Consider the following 22,647-nt stretch of genomic DNA (forward strand, 5'->3'; position numbering starts at 1 on the left):
CGTCCGCGGAGCTATGCGCTCTGCGGGCGAGGGGGTACTTGCGGAGGCATTGCCCCTACGGCCTGTGTACATGGCAACTGTGACCCTGAAAAACGTGAAGAAGATTTACGACAACAAGGTGACGGCGGTCCACGATTTCAATCTGGAGATCGCGGACAAGGAGTTCATCGTTCTGGTGGGCCCTTCCGGCTGTGGTAAATCCACCACGCTGCGTATGGTCGCCGGGCTGGAGGAGATCAGCGAGGGGGACCTCCTGATCGGCGACAAGAGGATGAACGATGTGGAGCCCAAGGACCGGGACATCGCCATGGTCTTTCAGAACTATGCCCTTTATCCCCACATGACCGTGTACGAAAATATGGCCTTCGCCCTGAAGCTGCGGAAGCTGCCCAAGGACGAGATCGACAAGAAGGTGCGGGAGGCCGCCGAAATCCTGGACATCACCAGCTATCTGGACCGCAAACCTAAGGCGCTTTCCGGCGGTCAGCGCCAGCGCGTGGCCATCGGCCGCGCCATCGTGCGCAATCCCCAGGTCTTTCTGATGGATGAGCCGCTCAGCAACCTGGATGCCAAGCTCCGTAATCAGATGCGGGCTGAGATCATCAAGCTTCGCCAGCGCATCGACACAACATTCATCTATGTCACCCACGACCAGACCGAGGCTATGACCTTGGGTGACCGCATCGTCATCATGAAGGACGGCTATATCCAGCAGATCGGCACCCCGCAGGAGGTATTTGAGCACCCTGCCAATATCTTTGTGGCCGGGTTTATCGGCACTCCGCAGATGAACCTGTTTGACGCCAAGCTGGTAAAGACCGGCGGCGGCTACCAGGTGGAGGTGTGCGGGGCCATGATGCCCCTGTCTGAAAAGATCCAGCAAGGGCTGGCCGACAAGGGTGCGGAGACGCGGCCCGTGACCCTGGGGATCCGTCCCGAGCATATCCATCTCCAGAACGGCGCGGGGGAGCACACCATCTCCGCCAAGGTGGACGTGTCCGAGATGATGGGCAGCGAGATCCACCTGCACGTAAATGCCGGCGGCAAGGATGTGGTACTGCGCATCCCCACTACGGAGCTGGCGGAAGAGCAGCGGGGCGGTATGGGCTACGGCACCGAGTTGCACTTTACCTTCCGTGAGGACTTGGTCCACCTCTTCGACCCGGAGACGGGAAAAAACCTGCTGTGAACGGGAAAACGGCGATCGTGTCCCGCTGTTGTGTGAAATTTTGTGACATGAGCTCCCGATAAAAAAGGATGGCGCTCTGCCGGAAAAGGCGGAGCGCCATCCTTTTTACTGTGATTGGGGCAGGACAAAGACAAAACGCGCGTCGCCCCACATTCGGCGGGCACCCTCGCCTGAAAGCGGCGCATAGAGAGGGCAACACGACTAGGGGTGCAGGCCATGCCTATAAAACTCGTTTGGTGGGCGGCCTGAAGCAAGTCAACGCTCGGTTTTATCCGCTTCCAATGGGAAGATTAGGAGGACTTGCCTGGGTCTATCCAATGGGATTTCTCCATCATACCCATTCGGTCCAGCTTTTTATAGAGACCAGAACGTCCGATACCCGCATACCGGGCGGCTGCACGGATATTCCCGCCACAGGATCTGAGCACACGGGTAAGATAGGCGCGCTGAAAACGCTCGGTAGCCGTTTGCAGAGAACTCTCCCAAAAATCCTCCGATAGGGCCATCTCCTCCCCGGCGCTAGCCGCGACGGTATGGGAGAAGCCCAGAATGTCACGGATATGCTGTTCCGTAATCATGTCCTCCGGTATAATGACAAATACACGCTCGACGACATTGCGCAGCTCACGGATATTTCCAGGCCAGTCATAGTTCTGAAGGGCAGCCAGTGCAGGCCCTGAAAATAATTTATGGGTGGAATATTTCTTGTTTAGCTGGCACAAAAATTGGGTGGCCAGCACCGTAATGTCCTCATGCCGCTTTCTCAGCGGTGGGATGGTAATCGGAATTACATTTAGCCGATAGTAGAGATCCTCGCGGAAGGTGCCGTCTTCCATCATGAGACGCAGATCCCGGTTGGTGGCGGCTATGATCCGCACGTCCACCTTTTTGGGTTTGGAGCCCCCGACCCGTTGGACTTCGCCGGTAGCCAGTACCCGAAGCAGCTTGGCCTGCATAGGAAGGTTCAGTTCACCAATTTCATCCAGAAACAGGGTGCCGCCGTCCGCCAGTTCGAACAGGCCCCGCTTCCCCTCGTGGTTGGCCCCAGTAAAAGCCCCCCTTTCATACCCGAAAAACTCTGATTCCATCAGTTCCAACGGAATCGCCGCGCAGTTGACAGGTAAAAACAACCTCTGTGCTCGGTAGCTATTATTGTAAATAAAGCGAGCCATAATCTCTTTGCCGCTTCCAGATTCCCCATAGAGCATGACTGAGCTGTCCCGGTGGGCAGCATTTTTAGCCATGGAGAAGCACGTTTGGATTGTCGGGCTTTCCGCCACTATATGGGATTCAGACTGAAAATCCAGCAATTTATCAACGGCCTGAGAGAAAGCGTTGTCTCTCTCTTCCAGGAATTTGATCCGTTCCGAAATGGATTTCTTCCCCTGCCCGTAGACCACCACCATGATCAGGTTTCCGCTGTCATCAAAAACAGGAGTGCCGGTAACAATGTTCTCTCGGTGACCAGGGTAGTAAACCCGGTCGGTCACGGGACACCTTCTTTCAATGACCTTAACCGATACGGCGCCCTTGGTAATACCTGCATCCACCAAATCGTAGATCGTCATATGCAACAAATCTTCTGTAGCAAGGCCCAACGCTTGGGAGGACTCGTCATTGGAAAAAATGATCCGGCCCTCACCATCAGTTACAAAGATGGAGCCGTCACAGTGCTGTAGAATGGTGTGCAGCAATTCAATTTCTTTCTCTTTCTTACTTGTCCCTGACATCGCCAGCACCTTCCTTGCTACGATATAGTAATAAAATAATATCATGAATCCTTTCTTATGTCAAAAAGCCAGGAGCCCGCAAAGCTCCCGGCTTTTTGACTGTGGATTGGATACAGCTATAGACCGTACATGACAGTTGCCAACATGATGGAAATGATAAACACCAGACAAGTAATAACAACGGTGGTGACAAAAATTTGCTTATAGGAGTCCTTGTGCGTCATTCCGCACAAGCCCAGCAACACAATAACGGCGCCGTTGTGGGGCAGGGAATCTAGACCAATGGCGGCCAAGGCACCTACCCGATGCAACACCTCGGCAGGTATGCCCAATGCCAGATACTGCTCGGACATAGCCTCCAAAGCGATGACCAAGCCGCCCGAACCGCTTCCAGCTGCGCCCGCTAGGATGGTGGTAGCCAGGGAGAAGGACACCAGTGGGGGAGCGTTCAGGGAGGTGAGAAGTTCACTGAGCACGGCGTAGCCTGTGCTGGCCCCTACCACAGCGCCATAGCCCACGATGGATCCAGTGAAAATTACTGCGTTGCCCGCATTTTGCACGGCAGCGGTGATGCATGCGCCGATATCCTTTTCCTTCAGTGTTTTGAAGGTGAGCACGGCGCAGACGATAGTGCCCACGAATACTGCCAGCAGGGCGGGAACTCGGAAAGCAATCAGAAGCACGATGATAACCAGCATCGGGATAAAGGCAATCAAGGGGTGTATGTTCTCCCCTTCTTTTTTGGAAGCCTCAATGTCCCTCATGATGCTCTCGTCAGCCATAAAATGCTCGTTGTTCCTGTGGGCACGCTGGCCCTCCCAGTACATATAGATACAGGCAAGAGACAGGCCGATGATGCCACAAATGATGCCCAGCAATGGGGCGGCCATGGCATCGGTGCCCAGATAGGGTTGGGGAATGATGTTCATCTGCTGGGTCGTACCGGGGAAGGCGGAGGCGGCAAAAGTGAAACAGCCGGCAGCAATAGCACCGGGCAGCAAGCGTCGCGGCAGATCCGCCTCCTGAAACAAGGCTAGGGCGATGGGGTACAGGGTGAAAGCGATAACTAAGGAGGAGATTCCGCCATAGACCAAGACGGCACCGGTGAGTACTACACCTACGATGGCAAACTTGGGGCCAAGAAGCTTGGCAAGAAATTTTGCGATGGAGGCGGCGGCACCGGTGACCTCCATCAGCTTGCCAAACAGAGCGCTGATAGCGAATAGAAGCAGAAAGTTTTTTACATAGTTAGCTGCCGAGGTCATAAAGGTGTCCGTCAGAGCCGTCATCAGATTCTGACCGTCCAGCAGAGCCAACACCGCAGCCGCCAACACCGAAATTGCCACGATGTTGACCTTCTTAAAGGCCAAGACCACCACTAAGGCTAAAGTTAGGACAACCCACAGTATAGAAATCAACTCAAAGCCCCCTTTTGTTATATTCAATGCAGCCTATATCCGACCTTCTCAACCGCCCAAATACATCTTTTCCCCGTGGTACTTGTCCATCTGATCGTAATACTTTTGGAGGGGCAGAAGCTTGAGCAGTTCATCCTCGTCAAACTTGGCGTCCACCTTGGTCATGTCGCGGGTTTCCGCAAACTGTTTCAGCGTGTTGCGGACAGCCGTAAAGGCGGCATAAATGGTGTTTGGCCAGTAGCAGGACAGGCATGCCCCCGCCTCGGTCTCCTGTGCAATAGAATCTTCAAATCTGATACAGGTGGTAACCACAGGGCCGTGGATGCGGTGGCGCCACTCCTTCATGCCTTGAATGGAGCCGGGGAAGGTGATGAAGCAGGCGTCGGCTCCAGCGTCCAGATAGGCGTTGCAACGGTCAATGGTTTCCTCTAAGTCATTCTTCAGCCACAGGGCATCAGTGCGTGCGATGATGACGAAATTGGGGTCCTTACGGGCCTCGCACATGGCTCTAATATGGTCACACATGACATCTTTAGACATGTCAACGGCACCGGTGGAGACATGCTTACCGATGATTCCATCCTCCACCTGGATGCCGGATACCCCGGCGGACTCAAACTCATGAACCGTGCGCCAGATATTACCTGAGTGGAACCAGCCATTATCTACATCGCATACGATGGGTAAATCCACTTCCTTGGCAATCTCATAGGCCAAGGGAAGCAGGTCTTTGAGCTGGACCAAGCCCACATCGGCCAAGAAGTACTGGGAGGCACCCGTGATAAAACTGCCAGTGTAGACAATGGGGAAGCCGGCCTGCTCAATGAGTTTTGCGCTGAGAACATCATAAGCCCCCATCATAGGTACGCACTCCGGAGCGGCCATCAGTTCACGCAAACGAATTCTTTTATCATACATGTTCATATAGCATTTCTCCTATCTCATTTTTCATGTCCGACGGCATAATCAGCGCATCCCCATGCCGCCGTTGACATCAATGGTAGCGCCGGTGATGAAGTCGCTGTCACTGGAAGCCAGGAAAAGCGCGGCGGCAGCGACGTCCTTCACGTCGCCCAAGCGGTGAAGGGGCACGTTCAGGGACGCCTCGGCGGAACCCAGGGTTTCCGTCATGGCGGTCAGGATAGTACCGGGGGCGATACAATTACAGGTGATATTATACTCGCCCACCTGTTTTGCCACGGCTTTTGCCCAGCAGATGACGCCGGCCTTGGATACCGGATAAGTGGCCTCGGTGAATACTCCGCCTACCTGGCCGGCCACGGAAGCCATGTTGATGATCTTGCCACTCCTATGGGCTTTCATTACCGGGATGACGCACTGGGTTCCATAAATGGCACCCATCAAGTCGATGCCCAACACCTGTAGCCACCGCTCGGGAGAGATGTCCTCCACCGGACAGGCCGGAAGTGTGATCCCGGCGTTATTGACCAGAATATCCACGGTGCCAAACTCCGCTACACAGGCATCCACCACGCATTGAAGATCCCCCTTTTCGGCGACGTTGCAGCATGCGGAGATCGCTTTTATTCCGGTGGAATGGGTAATCTCTGCGGCAAGGGCGGCCGCCTGCTCGGCAGCGAGATCCGCCAAGACGACATGGCAGCCCTCGCGGGCAAAGGTGCGGGAAATTTCTGCGCCGATCCCATTGGCGGCTCCGGTCACAATAGCGACTTTTTCCTTGAGTCTCATAAAATGCCTCTCCATTGATACATATTCGAGAACTTGTTGTAATGCATTACGTTTTATGACAATGCAAGGGGCGTGCCAAATGGAACGCCCAGGTGTCATAAACTGCGGCTACACTCTGCGCCGCAGCACATGGAAAAAATGACACAGAAAAATTTCATTTCAAGAGAGCTGCGCGATCGGTCCACGCACGGATACAAAAGTGTCCACTTTTGTAGACTATGGGAACGCGGTGGACATTAGCTTTTCCAACTTGCAGGCCGGAGCGGCGCGTCCGATCTGACCGGAGCTTTCCGACACACGGCCCTCTCCGAGAAGGCACAGAGTATGGGGACGGCGTCCCGGAAAAGCCGCCGCGTCGGGGAATCCACCCCCTGCGCTTTCAACGAATTGAGCCTTGTCACGGGGCGCAAAACAGGTTAAAATGTAAGAAACCGGATCGGAGCGCGCGGACGGTATGGAGGCGCGCCCGGGCCTTGAGAAGGGCGGAGTGAGAAAATGAACGTACAGGAACTAAAGGCTGCACTGCACGCGGGGGCGTATGACAAGACTTTTCAAAGGCTGTATCCCGGCTGCTGGGAGGGGCAGCGGAAGAGGTATCTCCATATTGCGGAGAAATTCGGCGAACGCTTTGGCGGGGAGCGGCCGGTAGAACTCTATTCCGCACCGGGCCGCAGCGAGATCGGTGGCAACCACACCGACCACCAGCAGGGGCGGGTGCTGGCCGCCGCAGTGACGCTGGATGCGGTGGCCGTCTGCGCCAAAAATGACCGCAATGTGATCCGTATTTACTCGGAAGGCCACGGCGAAGAGCGCATCAACCTGGAAAAGCTGGAGATCGTACCCGCCGAGAACGGGACCACCGCCGCTCTGATCCGCGGCATTGCTGCCCGGCTCTACGAGCTGGACCTGCGGTTTGGAGGTTTTGACGCCTATGTGAGCTCCGATGTGCTGCCCGGCTCGGGGCTCTCCTCCTCCGCCGCCTATGAGGTGCTGGTGGGGACCATCCTCAACGGCCTTTATAATCATGGAAAAATGTCCCCGGTACTGATCGCCAAGGTGGGGCAGTTCGCTGAAAACGTCTACTTTGGAAAGCCCTCCGGGCTGATGGATCAGTGCGCCTCTGCGGTGGGAGATTTCTGCCTCATCGACTTCGCAGACCCCGGAACCCCGGTGGTGGAGTCCATTCCCTGCCGGCCCGCTGACTATGGCTACGCGCTGTGCCTCATCGACGCCGGGGGCAGCCATGCAGATCTCACCGACGAATATGCGGCCATTCCCCAGGAGATGTGCGCCGTGGCCAAATGCCTGGGGCAGGATGTGCTGGGCAGGACCAGCGAAGCGGAGTTTTATGCCCGCCTGGGTGAGCTCAGGGGAAAGGTGTCGGACCGGGCCCTTCTCCGGGCGATGCACTTCTATGGGGACAATCAGCGGGTGCTCCGCCAGGCAGCGGCGCTGAAAGAGGGGGATTTCCAGTGCTTCCTGGCCCTTGTGCGGGAGTCGGGGCGCTCCTCCATGGACCTTCTGCAAAACATCTATCCCGCCCATAAGGCGGAGGAGCGCAGCGTCTCCCTGGCGTTGGCCCTCTGTGCCCGCCTGCTGGAGAGAGACGGGGCCTGGCGGGTCCATGGCGGCGGGTTTGCCGGCACGGTGCAGGCCTTTGTGCCCGTGGCCAGCCTGGAGCGCTTCCGAAAGGAGATCGAGAAGGTGTTCGGAGCGGGCGCCTGTCATGTCCTGGCCGTCCGTCCGGCGGGCGGCGTCCCTGTGGAGGCGGAGGCATGAGTATCACCATCCGCTCCTTTGGACATACCAGAGAGGGGCGCCCGGTGACGCTGCTGCGCATGGAGAACGCCGCGGGAGCCTGTGCCGAGGTGCTGGATTATGGGGCGCGGCTCCAGTCTATGGTCGTGCCGGACCGGGATGGGAAGCCCCGGGACGTGTGCCTGGGGTTTGATTCCGTGGCGGAGTACGAAGCGAACGGCGACTATCTGGGCGCGCTGGTGGGACGGTGTGCCAACCGGATCCGGGGAGGGCGCTTCCGCTTGGGCGGCAGAGAGTACGCTCTGACCGTCAATCAGGGGGCGAACCACCTCCACGGCGGCGCGCGTGGATTCGACCGGTATGTTTGGGAGCACCGTCTGGAGGGAGAAAGCGTCGTCTTTTCGCGCACCTCCCCGGCCGGCGAGGAGGGCTATCCGGGCCTCCTGCGTGTGGAAGCGGCCTATACCCTCACGGAGGACAACGCCCTGTGTCTGCGGCTGACTGCGGAGGCGGATGAGGATACGGTGGTAAATCTGACCGGTCATGCCTACTGGAATCTGAATGGCCAGGGGGCGGGGGAGGTGGGGGAACACACCCTGTCCATCGACGCCATTGCCTTTACCGAACTGGCGGAGGACGGCTGTCCCAACGGGACCATTGCCTCAGTGGTGGGTACTCCCTTTGATTTGCGGGAGCCCAGGGCCCTGCGGGAGGGCTGGGACACGACCCATCCCCAGATCAGACTGGGAGGAGGCTATGACCATAACTGGATCCTGCGCGGCGACGGCCTGCGGGAGGCAGCTGTGCTCCGGGCGCCGGAGAGCGGGATCTCGCTGCATCTGAGCACCACGCAGCCGGGGCTCCAGGTCTACACCGCCAACGGACTGAGCGCCAGGCAGGGCAAGTCCGGCGCGTCCTATGTGCCGCGGGGGGCGGTGGCACTGGAAGGGCAGGGCTTTCCAAACGCCGTCAACGAACCGACCTTCCCCACCGTTGTGCTGGCGGCGGGCGGGATCTATCAGCAGGAGATCGTGTTCGCATTCCGCCATGACTGAATCTGATGGGAGGTGCCCAAATGAGCCTCTATAAAATCATGATCGTGGACGATGAGGCCGAGATCAGGGAGGGCATCGCCCATAAGATAGACTGGAAAGCAGTGGGCTTTGAGATCGTGGCCGATGCGGAGAACGGCAGAGACGCCCTTGAGAAAGCGGAAGCGCTGGACCTGGATGTGGTGCTCACCGACATCAAAATGCCCTTCATGGACGGGCTGGAGCTGGGGGCAGAGCTGTCCCGACGCAAGCCCAATCTGAAGCTGATCGTATTCTCCGGATTTGACGAGTTTGAATACGCGCAGGAGGCCATCAAGCTCAATGTGGTGGAATATGTACTCAAACCGGTAAACGCCGAAGAGCTCACGGACATTCTGGGCAGGGTGCGGAACCTGCTGGACGAAGAATTCGCCCAGCGGAGGAACATTGCCCAACTCACGGAGGTATACCGAAAGAGCCTGCCGCTGCTGCGGGAGAAATTTTTGCAGGAGCTGCTTCTGGGCCCCATGGAGCGCGGGGAGCTGGAGCGACAGATAGAACGCTTCGGCATGGATATCGGGATGTGCGCCCAACAGGTGGTGGCCGTGTGTGAGATCGGCCACCGGACCGGGCAGAGCCAGCCCCTTTCGGACGAACTGGTGCCGGTCTCGGTCCGCCAGATGGTGGACGACGCTCTGCGGGGACGCTGCCGCCGGGAGATTTTCCTGAGCCTCTCCTCCGTCATCGTGATGACGGGCTGGGACCAGGACCCCATTGAAACGCTGATGAGCCTGATGGGAGAGGTGTGCGATCAGTGTGCCCGGATCCTGGGTGTGACGGTGACCGTGGGCATCGGGCGGCCCTGCCGGAACGTGGGGGAGCTCCACGGCTCTTATGCGGAGGCACGCGCCGCCATTGAATATAAGGCGGTCACCGGCGGTGGAAAGCCCATCTACATCCAGGACATGGAGCGCCTGGACCGAAGCCCGGTGGAGCAGGATAACCACCGGGAGCAGCAGCTCTTGTCCACAATCAAGTTCGGCTCGAAGGAGCAGATCGCCGCCCTGGTGGATCAGCTTCTCTATGCCGGAGAAGAGGGCTGGAGCAGCCAGGCCCGGCTGATCGGCATTTTGGGAACGCTGCTGCCCATCATCCAGCGGTACCGCCTGGGGGAGAAGGAGATGCTGGGCGACCGAGGGGAGTGGCTCCCACTCCTGACCGGGGAGGTTCCGGAGCAGCGGCAGCGAGATTGGCTGCTGGGTGTTTGTCTCAAGATGAGCGGCAGCATGGACCAGCGCCGGGTCTCCACGGCCAAACGGCTGGTGGAGGAGGCGGAACGGTACATCCGGGAGAACTATCCTGACTCCGACTTGTCGGTGGAACGGCTGTGCGGACATCTGCACATCAGTCAGTCCTATTTCTCCAACATCTTTAAGCAGGAGACGGGGCGCAGCTATGTGCAGTATCTCACCGACGTGCGGATGGAGCACGCGGTGGAGCTGCTGCGCACTACGGATGACAAGACCTATTTGGTGGCCGAAAAGGTGGGCTATGACGAGCCCAACTATTTCAGTTACGTCTTCAAAAAGAGGTTTGGAATATCGCCGTCGCAGTTCCGCAAATAGGCTGTTTTCAAGGGGCGGCTGCACACGGCGCCTAAAAACCGTTTCAGAAGGGGGGAGGTCCGGTTTTGCGGGAGCTGATCGAGAGGATCGGGACGCGATTTTCCAGGGGAACCATCCGCTATGCCATGTTCGCCTCCTTTACTGTCAGCGCGCTGCTGGCCATTCTCCTCACCGGCGTCACGCTGTACGCCCGGTTCTCCACCCAACTGGACGACACCATTGAGGGGGAAAATCAGATGTTGGTGGAGCAGGTCAACCAGTCCCTGGACACCTATCTCCGGGACATGATCCGGCTCTCTGATTCCATCTACTACAATGTGGTCAAAAATACCGACCTGGACGAACATTCGGTAAGCGAGGAGATGCGGCTGCTCTATAATACCTACAGCGACTATGTGGAGAATATGGTCCTCTTCACCGGTGACGGAGAGGTGGTGGCCACCGCGCCTGCGGCCAAGCTGCGCTCCGGGGTGGATGTCCGGGGGACGCCCTGGTTTGCCCAGGCAATGGAGCGCACGGAAAACCTCCATTTCGGGATACCGGCGGTCCAAAACCTTTTCGTGGATGCAGAGCACAATTACAAGTGGGTGATCTCCCTCTCCTGCGCCGTGGAACTCACGCGGGGAAAGGACACGCAGTTGGGCGTTCTGCTCATTGATCTCAAATACAGCGCCCTTGCCAGTCTTTTCAGCAGCGTGAAGCTCTCCGGCAGCGGATACGTGTACCTGATCGACGGGGATGGGGTGCTCATCTATCATCCGGAGCGCTCGCTGATCGCGTCGGGGCTGGTGACGGAAGGAAACCAGACGGCGGCGGCTTACCGGGACGGTATCTATACGCAGACGTGGAATGGAGAGAAGCGCTCCATCATTGTCCGGGGCGTGGGGTATACCGGGTGGAAGGTGGTCGGCGTGGTGGACCAGCCGGGATTTACGATGGGGTCCAGTCAGGATCTCCTCTTTGTACTGGTCATTTTCTGCGCTTACTTTGAACTGCTGATCTTCATGAATGTGCTCCTCTCCAAAAAGCTCACCGATCCCATCCAGAGGCTGAAGGAGTCGGTAGGACGGGTGGAAGAGGGTGGAGAGAGCCTGCCGATCTATGTGGGCGGGACCTCCGAAACGCGGGAGCTGGGCACAGCGGTCCAGGGTATGGTGGACAGGATGCGGCAGCTTACGGAAGACATGGTGCGGGAGCACGAGCAGAAGCAGAAAAGTGAACTCAATGCCCTTCAGGCACAGATCAATCCCCATTTTCTCTATAATACGCTGGATATCATTGTCTGGATGATCGAAAACGGACAGCGGGAGGACGCCGTGCGGGTGGTCACCGCTCTGGCCCGCTTTTTCCGCATCAGCCTTTCCAAGGGCCGCAACATCATCCCGGTGAAGGATGAGCTGGAGCATGTGCGCAACTATCTCTTGATTCAGGAGATGCGCTACAAGAATAAGTTCCGTTATCGGATCGACTGCCCCGCTGAGGCGGAAAATCTCTCCACCATCAAGCTGGTGGTCCAGCCCATCGTGGAGAACGCCATCTACCACTCCATGGATTTTATGGACGGGGACGGGCTGATCGAGATCAGGGCCGGGGTCTCGGATGGAGCGCTCTCCATCACGGTGGCCGATAACGGCCTGGGCATGACCCAGGATGTGGTGGAGAGCCTTCTCACCACCGGACCGGAATCCAACCGCAGGGACAGCACAAAAAAAGGCTCGGGGATCGGTCTGAAGAACGTGCAGGAGCGCATCCGGCTCTATTTCGGCCCTCAGTACGGCGTGAGTATCCAGTCGGAGCCAGACGAGGGCACCACGGTCACGCTGCATCTGCCCGCGGTTCCTTATGGGGAAATGGAGGATACGTGATGGGAAGGATCGAGAAGCGCATCTTTTTCGGTGTCCTTCTGGTGCTGCTCTCCGCGCTGGGCGCCATGCTGTTTCAGAATGCCTTTGCCACGGATGCTCCCAGGATCTACCGGGTGTCCGTCCTGCTGGATGGAGCGGGCGAGGACTACTGGCAGAGCTTTCGCCGGGGGGTGAACCAGGCGGCGCAGGAGCACAATGTGGACGTGCGGTTCCTCTCACGCTATGAGGGGGAGCCGGGGCCGGCTCAGGTGGATGCGCTACGCGGGGAGTGGGAGGCGGAAGCCGACGGCGTGGTGCTCATACCAGTGGACGGAACACTGCTTGCGGCGGGATTGCGGGAGGCCCCCTCCACATTGGCGGTGGCGGTGGTGGGTCCGGAGCTGAAGGGGGCGGATGTGGGATGCTATATCTCATCCGACCCGGCGGAGATGGGAAGACAACTGGCCGACGCCATCATTGCCGACGGGCAGAGCGCCTGTACTGTATATCTTTCCCGGGGGGCGGGGGAGGCCGCGTCCCAGCGGTATCAGGGGCTGGTCACCCGCCTTTTGGAGCGGAGGATCGCCTGCGAACAAGTTACTGTGGACCCGGAGGAGGACTTTGCACTGCCGGACGGTCGGGCCGCCGTGGCACTGGAGCCGGAGATGACCCAGGCGCTGTGTCAGCGCAGCGGCGGCACGTCGCAGGTATACGGCGTGGGGGCGTCCAACCAGCTCCTCCACGATCTGGAGGAGGGGAAGGCTGCGGCGCTGGCAGTCCAAAGCGATTACGACGCGGGTTATCTCAGCTTGTTGAGCGTGATTGCCCAGTTGGAGGGGGAGCGCCAGGAAAACCGCGTTTTGGAGTCCTATGTGGCCACGGCGGAGAACATGTTTACCGACCCCATGGATCAGATCCTGTTCCCCATCGGGTAGAAGGGAGGGGACATTGTGAAAAGACGGGCGGCAAGCGCGCTTGTGTTGGGCGCGCTCCTGCTGCTGGCCGGGTCCGGATGCAGAGGCCAGGGCAAACATGAGGAGTCCCCCCTGCGGATTGGCGTGGCAGTCTATAAGGGAGACGACACCTACATCTCCAATATGACTGCGGCCATGCAGGAGAGCGTGGAGGCGTGGAGCAAGGAGAACGGCGAGCGGGTCTATCTCACCATTTCCGATGCCGGAGAGAGCCAGACCACCCAGAACGAGCAGATAGACCGGTTCCTCTCCTTGGATTACGATGTGCTGTGCGTGAATCTGGTGGACCGCACCGACGCCGCCCACGTGATCGATAAGGCACGGTCCGCCGATGTGCCTGTGGTATTTTTTAACCGGGAACCCGTCCAGGAGGATTTGCAGACCTGGGACAGGGTATACTATGTGGGTTCCGACGCCCGGCAGTCCGCCCAGCTCCAGGCCCAGATCGTGCTGGACAAGTGGGAGGAGGACCCCGCGTCCCTGGATCTTAACGGGGACGGCGTGCTCCAATACGTGATGCTGGAGGGTGAGAGCCGCCACCAGGATGCCATGATCCGCACCGAGGTCTCCGTACAGGCGCTGAAGGATGGGGGGATACCCTTGGAACGGGTGGACGGCGGCATTGCAAACTGGGACCGGAACCAGGCCGCCGCTCTTACGGAGGGATATTTTGAGCGGTATCCGGATCTGGAGCTCATTTTGTGCAACAACGACGATATGGCGCTTGGCGCCGCCGATGCCGTGGAGCGGCTGAGCATGGACTTTCATAACATTGTGGGGATCGATGGGACGCCCCAGGGGCTGGAGGCGGTGAGAGAGGAGAGACTTCTGGGGACGGTGGTCATGGACTACGCCGCCCATGGAGAGACCATTTTCCGATTGGCACGGGCCCTGGCTCTGAATGAGACGCCTGAGGAGGCGGCAGAAATCAAGGATCAGACGGCGCTGATCCCCATGCACATGCAAAAAAGCTGGTAATTGCAAGGGTTGCAGGACTTTTTGCAGCATAAAAAATTTCATGGATTGGACAACATAGCCAAAAACACGGAGGGTGTGGAGAGATTATTTATGGAATCAAGTAATTTTTCCTATAGCTATTTGTCCCCTTTTTCGGTAGGATACTACTAGGCGAACATTCGCCAATCAAAATCAAGGAGGATTTTTCCATGAAACTGAGGAAACTGTCCGCTCTGCTCCTGGCCGGGGCCATGTGCCTGAGCATTGCCGCTTGCTCCGGCGGCAGCGGCAGCAGCACGCCTGCTCCCGCAGATACCAGCGCACCTGCAGATACCAGCGCTCCCGTTGCCAGCGATCTGAAGGTCGGTGTATTCTACTATCAGTACTCCGACGTGTACATCACCAGCGTTCGTACCAACCTGGACGCCAAGCTGAACGAGCTGGGCGTGACCTATCAGGATTTTGACGGCGCCAACTCCCAGCCCACCCAGACCGACCAGATTAACACCGCCATCACCGACGGCTACAATCTGCTGATCGTCAACATTGTCGAGACCGCCTCTCCCGAGGCCGCCCAGAGCGCCGTTGACGCCGCCAAGGCCAAGGATATTCCCATCATCTTCTTCAACCGCGAGGTTTCCGACGACGTGGTCAACAGCTACGAGAAGTGCGCCTTTGTGGGCACCGACGCTCCCGAGGCCGGCCACCTGCAGGGTAAGATGATCGGCGAGTACCTGGTAGAGAACTGGGACGCCGTGGACCTCAACGGCGACGGTAAGATCACCTATGCTATGATGAAGGGGCAGGAAGGCAATGCCGAGGCTGAGGCCCGCACCCAGTACGGCGTGGAGGACGCCAACGCTGTCCTGGTCGAGGCCGGCAAGCCTGAGTTGGAGTACTTCATGGGTGCCGACGCCGCCACCAAGTATCAGGTCGACCCCAATGGCTCCTGGTCTTCTCAGGCCGGTTTCGACTTTATGAGCACCAACCTGTCCTCCTACTCCGAGGCCAACGGCAATATGATCGAGCTGGTCATCTGCAACAACGACGGTATGGCCGAAGGTGCTGTCTCCGCGCTCCAGTCCGCCGGCTATAACACCGGCGAGGAGGGCAGCAAGAGCATCCCCGTCTTTGGCGTGGACGCCACCGATTCCGCCAAGGCCCTCATCAAGGCCGGCCAGATGACGGCTACCGTCAAACAGGACGCCGTGGGTATGGCGGAGACCATCACCGCCCTGGTCGGCAACGTCAGCGGCGGCGCCGGGCTGATGGACGGTATCAATGCCGACGGCGGGTACAATGTCGACCTGAACGAGGATGGAAGCGTCAAGGTCAACAAGATCCGCGTGCCTTACGGCATCTACGACGCCAACAGCGAGGACTGATATCGGCCCCGCCTGGCGAGATCCCCGGCATCAATAGCACAAATGGCCGAGCGGGGCTGCCAACCATCGGCAGCCCCGCTCGTTCCCAATCGACTTGGGAAGCCCTTGCTTCAGCCGCGCCGCGCTCCGTCGCGTCTGAAGCGTCGGCTTCACAAGGAGCCACAGAACAGAGAGGAGGATGCAAATGCAAGAAAACGCATTGCTGGAGATGCGTGACATCTCCAAGGAGTTCCCGGGTGTCAAGGCCCTGGACAAGGTCTCCCTCACCGTCCGTCCCGGTACCGTTCACGCCCTGATGGGAGAGAACGGCGCGGGAAAATCCACACTGATGAAGTGCCTCTTCGGCATTTACAGCAAGGATGGCGGTACCATCGTCCTGGATGGCAAAGAGGTCAACTTCAAGAGTTCCAAGGAGGCCTTGGAGAACGGTGTGGCGATGGTCCACCAGGAGCTCAATCAGGCCCTGACCCGCAGCGTTCAGGACAACCTCTGGCTGGGACGGTACCCCACCGTGGGCGGTATCATGGTCAGCGAGGGGATCATGCGGAAAAAGACAAAGGAGATCTTCAGCGATCTGGAGGTGGAGGTGGACCCCAGCGCCATCATGCGTACGCTGCCCGTCTCCAAGCGGCAGATGGTGGAGATCGCCAAGGCGGTGAGCTACCACTCCAAGATCATTGTGTTCGACGAGCCTACCTCCTCCCTGACGGAGACCGAGGTGGAGCATCTCTTCCGCATCATCAATATGCTGCGGGACCAGGGCTGCGGCATCATCTACATCAGCCATAAGATGGAGGAGATCCTCCGTATCTCCGACGATGTTACGATCATGCGTGATGGGACCTGGGTGGCCACCCGGCCCGCCAAGGAGCTTACCATGGATGAGATCATCAAGCTGATGGTAGGCCGTGAGCTCACCAACCGTTTCCCGCCCAAGACCAACGAGCCGGGTGAGACCATCCTGGAGGTAGAACATCTCTCCGGCAAATATACCCGCCTCAGGGACGCCTCGTTCCAGCTCCGGAAGGGAGAGATCCTGGGGATCGCCGGTCTGGACGGCTCGGGCCGTACTGAGGTGCTGGAGAACCTCTTCGGCGCCATGACTAAGGGCGGCGGCGTGATCAAGCTCCATGGAAAGACGATCCAAAACCGTACGCCCAAGGAATCCATCAAAAACGGCTTCGCCCTTCTGACGGAGGAACGCAGGGCCACCGGTATTTTCGGTATCCGGGACATCCGGGAAAATACCGTGATCTCGAATCTCAACAGCTACCTGATGGGGGGCATCTGCCTCAGCGACAAAAAGATGAAGGAGGACACCGACTGGGCGATCCAGGCCATGCACATCAAAACGCCTGGTCAGAGCACCCAGATCCGTGCCCTCTCCGGCGGCAACCAGCAGAAGGTCATCATCGGCCGGTGGCTCCTCACCAAGCCGGAAGTCCTGCTGCTGGATGAGCCGACCCGCGGCATTGATGTGGGCGCAAAGTACGAGATCTATCAGCTCATCATCGATCTGGCAAACCAGGGCAAGGGGGTCGTCATGGTCTCCTCTGAAATGCCGGAGCTGCTGGGCGTGTGCGACCGTATCCTGGTGATGTCCGGCGGCCAGGTGGCAGGCGAGGTGGATGCCAAGAATACCAGCCAGGAGGAAATCCTCACCCTGGCGGCCAAATATGTATAAGGGGAGGAAAGCGATATGAGTCAAGAGTCCAAGAATCTTCAGACGTCGGCCCGCGGCATGATCACACCCCAAAAGGTGGGCAACTTCGTCCTCAATAACGCCCTGATCATCCTGATGGTCATTGCCGTCATCTACATTGCCATCATCAACCCGAATTTCCTGAGCACCGGCTCCATTGTCAACATCATTTCCCAGACGGCGGCCTATCTGCCCGCGGCTCTGGGCATCGGCGGCTGTATTGTTCTCACCGGTACCGACTTGTCGGCCGGACGTATCGTGGGCCTGACCGCCTGTGTATCTGCTTCCCTGCTGCAGAGCACCCTCAACATGGCCAATAAGATGTGGCCGGAGATCGGCGCGCTGCCCATCCCCGTGGTCATCGTCGTCGCCATGGTCATCGGCGCCGCCATTGGAGCCTTCAACGGCTTCTTTGTGGCCAAGTTCAAGCTCCATCCGTTTATTGTCACCCTGGGCACCCAGCTCATCGTCTATACCCTGCTGCTGATCTACGTGACCATGGGTAACAACAACGGTATGGCCATCGCCAACCTGGATAAGAGCTATACCGACTTCGTCAAGGGGGAAATGTTCAATATCGGCGGTGCGTCCGTGCCTTGGTACGTCCTCTACGCCGTGATCCTCACCTTTGTTATGTGGTTCATCTGGAATAAGACCAAGTTTGGCAAGAACATGTTTGCCCTGGGCTCCAATGAGGAGGCCGCTCGGGTCTCCGGGGTGAATGTGTTTCTCACTACGGTCATGGTGTTTGCCCTGGCCGGTGCCATGTATGGCTTTACCGGCTTTATCGAGGGCGCCCGTATCGCCTCCAATACGGCCAATACCGGCTTCAACTATGAGCTGGATGCGATCGCGGCCTGCGTCATCGGCGGAGTCAGCTTTGTCGGCGGTATTGGCAAGATCAGCGGTATTGTGATCGGCGTGCTCATGCTCCGGCTGATTTTTATCGGTCTGAATATGATCCCCGGCATGAATCAGAACTTTTTCTATCTTATCAAGGGCGCCATTATTCTCTTTGCATGTGCGCTGGATATGCGGAAATACCTTGCCAAGAAGTAAGAAAACAGGTAGAATAGAGAAGCGGGGCGGGTGACAACCCGTCCCGCTTTTTGCAATGAACAAGTGAGGTGACGAAAAATGCCCAACGCGGTGGAGCGTGTGGAAGAATTTCTCAAGGCATATGGCATGTCCCCCTCTTTTACAGATGTGGATGCCTGTGCCCGGGCGTTTCAAAGAGATATGGAGCGGGGGCTCCAGGGAGCAAAAGATGCCTGGATGATGATGCTGCCCACCTATCTGTCCCTGGAGGGAGAGGTCCCTGAGGAGGAGCCCACCATCGTCATCGACGCCGGGGGCACCAATTTCAGGATCGGCCTTGTTACTGTCCACCCCGAAGGACCGGAGGTGGAGGACCTGAGCGTGTTTCCCATGCCCGGCTCCCAGAGCGCCATCACTTGGGCGGAGTTCATAGAACAGGTCTCGGATGCAATCCTGCCCCTTACGGACCGGAGCCGCCGGGTGGGGCTGTGCTTTTCCTATGCCGCCGAGAGCCTTCCAAACCGGGATGGGAGGGTGCTTGGGATCGCCAAACAGGTCCGGATCGTTGGGTTTGAGGGCATGGAGCTGGGACGGGACCTCTCCGCCGCTCTGGAGGCGAAGGGGGCGGCGGGGGTACGCTTTGTGGTCCTGAACGACACGGTGGCCGCGCTGCTGGGCGGCGTGGCGGAGCTGCGGGATGAGGTGTTCGACGGCTATGTGGGACTCATCTATGGCACCGGCGTCAATACCTGCTATGCAGAGCGGCCGGAGCGCCTGAAACGGGTGACGACGCCCTGGGAGAAGGGTGATATGCTCGTCAATATGGAGTCGGCGCGCTTTGACGGAGGGTGCCAGGGGGAGTTTGACAGGCAGTTGGACCAGGCTTCGGTGGATCCCGGCATGTGCCATTATGAGAAAATGGTGTCGGGCCGCTACCAGGGAGAGGTGGTCTACCGGACTCTGCGCCAGGGGGCCATGGACGGACTTTTTACTCCGGGCTCTTCTCAGCGCTTGTTGGAGCTGGACGGTCTTACCATGGTGCAGGCCGACGCATTCTGCGCCCGACCCTATGGAAATGGGGTGCTGGCCGGTATATGCCAGGAAGAGGAGGACCGGGAGATGGTCTATACCATCATCGATCGCCTGGTGGAACGCTCGGCCCGTTTGGTGTGCGCCAACTTGGCGGGAATCCTGCTCCAGACCGGTGCGGGTATGCGGATCCATCGGCCCGCCTGTATCGTGGCGGAGGGGTCCACCTTCTACAAAGGACATTTGTTCCGGGGCAAGCTGGAGCGGCTGTGCGCCGAATATATCACCGGACGGCTGGGCAGATATTATGCCTTCCGGCAGGTGGCGGATGCAAATCTGATCGGCACCGCCGCCGCGGCGCTCCTCAACCCGTGACATATGACAGAGCGGATGCTCCGAGAGAGAATGGAAAGGGGTTAAACAGGGATGAAGTCGGACATTGAGATCGCACAGGCAGCGGAAATGCTGCCCATCTCCCAGATCGCAGCCAAGGTGGGACTTGGCGGAGATATGCTGGAGTACTACGGCAAGTACAAGGCCAAGGTGGATACCTTGGCCCTGCGGGACCGGCCCAGAAAAGGCAGGCTGATTCTGGTGACCGCCATCAATCCTACGCCTGCCGGCGAAGGAAAGACCACCACCAGCGTAGGCTTGGCAGACGCCCTCACGCTGCTGGGAAAAAAGACAGTGCTGGCGCTGCGGGAGCCCTCTCTTGGCCCGGTGTTCGGCGTAAAGGGCGGGGCCGCCGGCGGCGGCTATGCCCAGGTGGTGCCCATGGAGGACATCAATCTCCATTTTACCGGAGACTTCCACGCCATCGGCGCGGCCAACAATCTGTTGGCCGCTATGCTGGACAACCATATTCAGCAGGGGAATGCACTGGATATCGATGTACGCCGCATCACCTGGAAGCGGTGCGTGGATATGAACGACCGCCAGCTCCGGAACATCGTCTGTGGGCTGGGCGGCAAGGTGAATGGTGTGCCCCGGGAGGACGGCTTTGATATCACAGTGGCCTCCGAGATCATGGCGGTGCTGTGTCTGGCCTCTGACCTCATGGATCTGAAGGCGCGGCTGGGCCGTATGGTGGTGGCGTACAACCGTGCGGGGGCGCCGGTATACTGTTCTGACTTGAAGGCGCAGGGGGCTATGACCGCCCTGCTGAAGGATGCCATCCGCCCCAATCTGGTCCAGACTCTGGAACATACGCCCGCCTTCATCCACGGTGGACCCTTTGCCAACATCGCCCACGGCTGTAACTCCGTTTCCGCCACAGATGCCGCTCTGAAGCTGGGGGACTATGTGGTTACGGAGGCGGGGTTCGGCGCGGACCTGGGCGCTGAGAAGTTCCTGGATATCAAGTGCCGCGCCGCCGGGCTCTCACCGGACGCGGTGGTCATTGTGGCCACCGTCCGCGCCCTCAAGCACCACGGTGGCTGCCCCAAAACCGAGCTGGGGAAAGAGAATCTTGAGGCCTTGGCACGCGGCCTGCCCAACCTGCTCAGGCACGTGGAGAATATTACAAAGGTATACGGTCTGCCCGCCGTTGTGGCCATCAACAAGTTTGAGAGCGATACGGACGCCGAGGTGCGGATGATTCGGGAGGCCTGCGGCAGATACGGCGTCCGGGTGGCCCTCTCCGAGGTGTGGGGCAAAGGCGGCGCCGGCGGCGTGGAGCTGGGGGAAGAGGTCCTGCGCATTCTGGAGGAGGGGGCGAAGCATTTTCGCTTCGCCTATGCCTCTGAGCTGACTCTGAAGGAGAAAATCGAGTCCGTGGCCCGGAAAATCTACGGCGCGGACGGCGTGGACTATGCCCCTGCTGCGGACAAGGAGCTCCAGCGCCTCACAGAGCTGGGCTATGGAACGCTTCCGGTATGTATGGCAAAGACGCAGTACTCTCTCTCCGACGATGCGGCCAAGCTGGGCGCTCCTGAGGGCTTCCGCATCACGGTACAAAAGGCCAAGGTGTCCGCCGGAGCGGGCTTTGTGGTCGTGCTCACCGGAGACATCATGACCATGCCCGGTCTGCCCAAGGTACCCGCGGCGGAGAACATCGATGTGGACGAAAATGGGAAAATCACGGGTCTGTTCTGAACTGGGCAGGTTCGCAAAGAGGGAGGCGGTGCTGTGCATCGCCTTCTTCTGTGCTGTAGTGTCCATGCTGTTTGTGCCGCCGGACCGGGCCTATTTGGGCTACCTGGATATAAGGGTGCTCGCGTTGCTGTTTTGTTTGATGCTGGTGGTGGCTGGATTGGAGGAGACTGGACTTTTCCAGGTCCTGGCCCAACGTCTGCTGGTCGGTCGGAAACGCTTCCGTATCCTCAGCCTGGCGCTGGTCCTGCTGCCCTTCTTTTCGAGCATGCTCATTACTAACGATGTGGCTTTGCTTACATTTGTCCCGTTTGCTATCCTGATGCTGGAGCTGATCGGACGGCAGGAACGTCTGGCGTATCTTGTTGTGCTTCAGACGGTAGCGGCAAACTTGGGCAGCATGGCCACACCGGTAGGAAATCCACAAAATCTGTTTCTCTGCTCCAAATTTGAGATTCCGATGGGGGATTTCTTCGCAGTCATGCTGCCGTTGACGGCGGTGAGCCTGCTGGGACTCTGCGCCGCGGCGCTCTGTGTCAGCGGCGAGGCGATTGAGGTGCAATTTTGTCAAGCACGCAGCATAGAGAACAAAGGGCTGTTATGGCTGATGCTGGTCCTTTTTGGATTGAGTCTGCTGTCCGTGTTTCGGGTGCTGCCATACGGCGTGCTGTTCGCAGTGGTGGTGCTGTCGGCGCTTTTCTGCACACGACCTCTTTTCCTGCGGGTGGACTATGGGCTGCTGGCCACGTTTGTCTGCTTTTTCCTTTTCTCCGGCAATTTGGGGCGCATTCCGGCAGTGCGGGAGCTGCTCACGGGGCTGCTGGGGAGCAACACGGCCATGACCGCAGGTTTGGCCAGTCAGGTGATCAGCAATGTGCCCGCCGCCGTGCTGCTCTCCGGATTTACGGAAGACTGGCGCGGGCTGCTGGTCGGCACGGATGTAGGCGGCCTGGGGACACCGATTGCCTCTCTGGCCAGCCTGATCTCGCTCAAATTGTATCTCCGCTCACAGGGGGCCCGGCCAGGGAGCTATCTGGGGCTGTTCCTGGTGGTGAACGGTGTGGGCATTTTGCTGATGGGCGTGGCTGCCTGGCTGTTTCGGTAGAAGGAAGAGACCCGTTGTAAAAATAGGACTCCAGAGGGTATGCTGAAAAGTGATGGGCGCT

Annotated in this window: 17 protein-coding genes; 13 read left to right on the top strand and 4 right to left on the bottom strand. The window is 58.7% G+C overall.

Features of this window, described 5'->3' with window-relative positions; genetic code table 11:
* Positions 1-70: 70 nt before the first annotated feature.
* Positions 71-1,189 (top strand): ABC transporter ATP-binding protein, encoded by a 1,119-nt coding sequence (locus tag SRB521_RS04720; RefSeq protein ID WP_075704282.1) that lies wholly within the window; start codon positions 71-73, stop codon positions 1,187-1,189.
* 290 nt (positions 1,190-1,479) lie between these two features.
* On the opposite strand, the gene SRB521_RS04725 is transcribed toward SRB521_RS04720, so the two are convergent.
* The 4 genes from SRB521_RS04725 to SRB521_RS04740 form a co-directional block, all read right to left on the bottom strand.
* Positions 1,480-2,964, bottom strand: coding sequence for a sigma-54 interaction domain-containing protein (locus SRB521_RS04725; RefSeq protein ID WP_116722515.1), 1,485 nt, complete (start codon positions 2,962-2,964; stop codon positions 1,480-1,482).
* A 71-nt stretch (positions 2,965-3,035) separates the two neighbouring features.
* Complete coding sequence (locus SRB521_RS04730; RefSeq protein WP_207735896.1) at positions 3,036-4,337, bottom strand: GntP family permease; 1,302 nt, start codon at positions 4,335-4,337, stop codon at positions 3,036-3,038.
* A gap of 48 nt (positions 4,338-4,385) precedes the next feature.
* Positions 4,386-5,261 (bottom strand): isocitrate lyase/PEP mutase family protein, encoded by an 876-nt coding sequence (locus SRB521_RS04735; RefSeq protein WP_075704280.1) that lies wholly within the window; start codon positions 5,259-5,261, stop codon positions 4,386-4,388.
* Between the two features lie 42 nt (positions 5,262-5,303).
* Entirely contained in the window at positions 5,304-6,047 is a 744-nt protein-coding gene (locus tag SRB521_RS04740; RefSeq protein WP_075704279.1) for an SDR family NAD(P)-dependent oxidoreductase, read from the bottom strand.
* A 495-nt stretch (positions 6,048-6,542) separates the two neighbouring features.
* Between SRB521_RS04740 and SRB521_RS04745 the strand changes: the two genes are divergently transcribed.
* The 12 genes from SRB521_RS04745 to SRB521_RS04800 all read left to right on the top strand — a co-directional run bounded on the left by SRB521_RS04745 (position 6,543) and on the right by SRB521_RS04800 (position 22,586).
* Positions 6,543-7,826, top strand: coding sequence for a galactokinase (locus SRB521_RS04745; protein WP_075704278.1), 1,284 nt, complete (start codon positions 6,543-6,545; stop codon positions 7,824-7,826).
* Positions 7,823-8,860, top strand: a complete 1,038-nt coding sequence (locus tag SRB521_RS04750; RefSeq protein ID WP_075704277.1) for an aldose epimerase family protein — start codon at positions 7,823-7,825, stop codon at positions 8,858-8,860. Before SRB521_RS04745 ends, SRB521_RS04750 begins: the two co-directional genes overlap by 4 nt.
* Before the next feature lie 20 nt (positions 8,861-8,880).
* Positions 8,881-10,461, top strand: a complete 1,581-nt coding sequence (locus SRB521_RS04755) for a response regulator (RefSeq protein WP_165366562.1) — start codon at positions 8,881-8,883, stop codon at positions 10,459-10,461.
* A gap of 65 nt (positions 10,462-10,526) precedes the next feature.
* Positions 10,527-12,326: a cache domain-containing sensor histidine kinase gene (locus tag SRB521_RS04760; protein WP_338068302.1), complete on the top strand. Its 1,800-nt coding sequence runs from the start codon at positions 10,527-10,529 to the stop codon at positions 12,324-12,326.
* On the top strand, positions 12,326-13,240 hold the full coding sequence (locus SRB521_RS04765; protein WP_075704275.1) for a sugar ABC transporter substrate-binding protein: 915 nt from the start codon (positions 12,326-12,328) through the stop codon (positions 13,238-13,240). The genes SRB521_RS04760 and SRB521_RS04765 overlap by 1 nt, the downstream gene beginning before the upstream one ends.
* A gap of 15 nt (positions 13,241-13,255) precedes the next feature.
* A complete protein-coding gene (locus tag SRB521_RS04770; RefSeq protein WP_242976597.1) occupies positions 13,256-14,257 on the top strand; it encodes a galactose ABC transporter substrate-binding protein in 1,002 nt (333 codons plus the stop codon).
* A 188-nt stretch (positions 14,258-14,445) separates the two neighbouring features.
* Positions 14,446-15,621, top strand: a complete 1,176-nt coding sequence (locus SRB521_RS04775; protein WP_033118184.1) for a galactose ABC transporter substrate-binding protein — start codon at positions 14,446-14,448, stop codon at positions 15,619-15,621.
* A 184-nt stretch (positions 15,622-15,805) separates the two neighbouring features.
* Positions 15,806-17,305 carry a sugar ABC transporter ATP-binding protein gene (locus SRB521_RS04780; RefSeq protein WP_033118183.1) on the top strand — a complete coding sequence of 500 codons (1,500 nt, stop codon included), beginning with the start codon at positions 15,806-15,808 and terminating at the stop codon, positions 17,303-17,305.
* A gap of 15 nt (positions 17,306-17,320) precedes the next feature.
* A complete protein-coding gene (locus SRB521_RS04785) occupies positions 17,321-18,382 on the top strand; it encodes a galactose/methyl galactoside ABC transporter permease MglC (RefSeq protein ID WP_075704273.1) in 1,062 nt (353 codons plus the stop codon).
* A 78-nt stretch (positions 18,383-18,460) separates the two neighbouring features.
* Positions 18,461-19,765, top strand: coding sequence for a hexokinase family protein (locus tag SRB521_RS04790; RefSeq protein WP_075704272.1), 1,305 nt, complete (start codon positions 18,461-18,463; stop codon positions 19,763-19,765).
* 51 nt (positions 19,766-19,816) lie between these two features.
* Positions 19,817-21,484 (top strand): formate--tetrahydrofolate ligase, encoded by a 1,668-nt coding sequence (locus SRB521_RS04795; RefSeq protein ID WP_116722512.1) that lies wholly within the window; start codon positions 19,817-19,819, stop codon positions 21,482-21,484.
* Entirely contained in the window at positions 21,459-22,586 is a 1,128-nt protein-coding gene (locus SRB521_RS04800) for an SLC13 family permease (RefSeq protein WP_116722511.1), read from the top strand. The genes SRB521_RS04795 and SRB521_RS04800 overlap by 26 nt, the downstream gene beginning before the upstream one ends.
* The last annotated feature ends 61 nt before the right edge of the window (positions 22,587-22,647 follow it).

Origin of the sequence: Intestinimonas butyriciproducens, from assembly GCF_004154955.1 — a bacterium.
In the GTDB taxonomy this organism is placed as follows: domain Bacteria; phylum Bacillota; class Clostridia; order Oscillospirales; family Oscillospiraceae; genus Intestinimonas; species Intestinimonas butyriciproducens.

Excerpts from the sequence above, each read along its gene's own strand:
- SRB521_RS04775 (WP_033118184.1), top strand. The coding sequence starts at position 14,446 with ATGAAACTGAGGAAACTGTCCGCTCTGCTCCTGGCCGGGGCCATGTGC.
- SRB521_RS04720 (WP_075704282.1), top strand. The coding sequence starts at position 71 with ATGGCAACTGTGACCCTGAAAAACGTGAAGAAGATTTACGACAACAAG.
- SRB521_RS04725 (WP_116722515.1), bottom strand. The coding sequence starts at position 2,964 with ATGATATTATTTTATTACTATATCGTAGCAAGGAAGGTGCTGGCGATG.
- SRB521_RS04765 (WP_075704275.1), top strand. The coding sequence starts at position 12,326 with ATGGGAAGGATCGAGAAGCGCATCTTTTTCGGTGTCCTTCTGGTGCTG.
- SRB521_RS04740 (WP_075704279.1), bottom strand. The coding sequence starts at position 6,047 with ATGAGACTCAAGGAAAAAGTCGCTATTGTGACCGGAGCCGCCAATGGG.
- SRB521_RS04780 (WP_033118183.1), top strand. The coding sequence starts at position 15,806 with ATGCAAGAAAACGCATTGCTGGAGATGCGTGACATCTCCAAGGAGTTC.
- SRB521_RS04785 (WP_075704273.1), top strand. The coding sequence starts at position 17,321 with ATGAGTCAAGAGTCCAAGAATCTTCAGACGTCGGCCCGCGGCATGATC.
- SRB521_RS04755 (WP_165366562.1), top strand. The coding sequence starts at position 8,881 with ATGAGCCTCTATAAAATCATGATCGTGGACGATGAGGCCGAGATCAGG.
- SRB521_RS04735 (WP_075704280.1), bottom strand. The coding sequence starts at position 5,261 with ATGAACATGTATGATAAAAGAATTCGTTTGCGTGAACTGATGGCCGCT.
- SRB521_RS04800 (WP_116722511.1), top strand. The coding sequence starts at position 21,459 with ATGGGAAAATCACGGGTCTGTTCTGAACTGGGCAGGTTCGCAAAGAGG.
- SRB521_RS04745 (WP_075704278.1), top strand. The coding sequence starts at position 6,543 with ATGAACGTACAGGAACTAAAGGCTGCACTGCACGCGGGGGCGTATGAC.
- SRB521_RS04750 (WP_075704277.1), top strand. The coding sequence starts at position 7,823 with ATGAGTATCACCATCCGCTCCTTTGGACATACCAGAGAGGGGCGCCCG.
- SRB521_RS04795 (WP_116722512.1), top strand. The coding sequence starts at position 19,817 with ATGAAGTCGGACATTGAGATCGCACAGGCAGCGGAAATGCTGCCCATC.
- SRB521_RS04790 (WP_075704272.1), top strand. The coding sequence starts at position 18,461 with ATGCCCAACGCGGTGGAGCGTGTGGAAGAATTTCTCAAGGCATATGGC.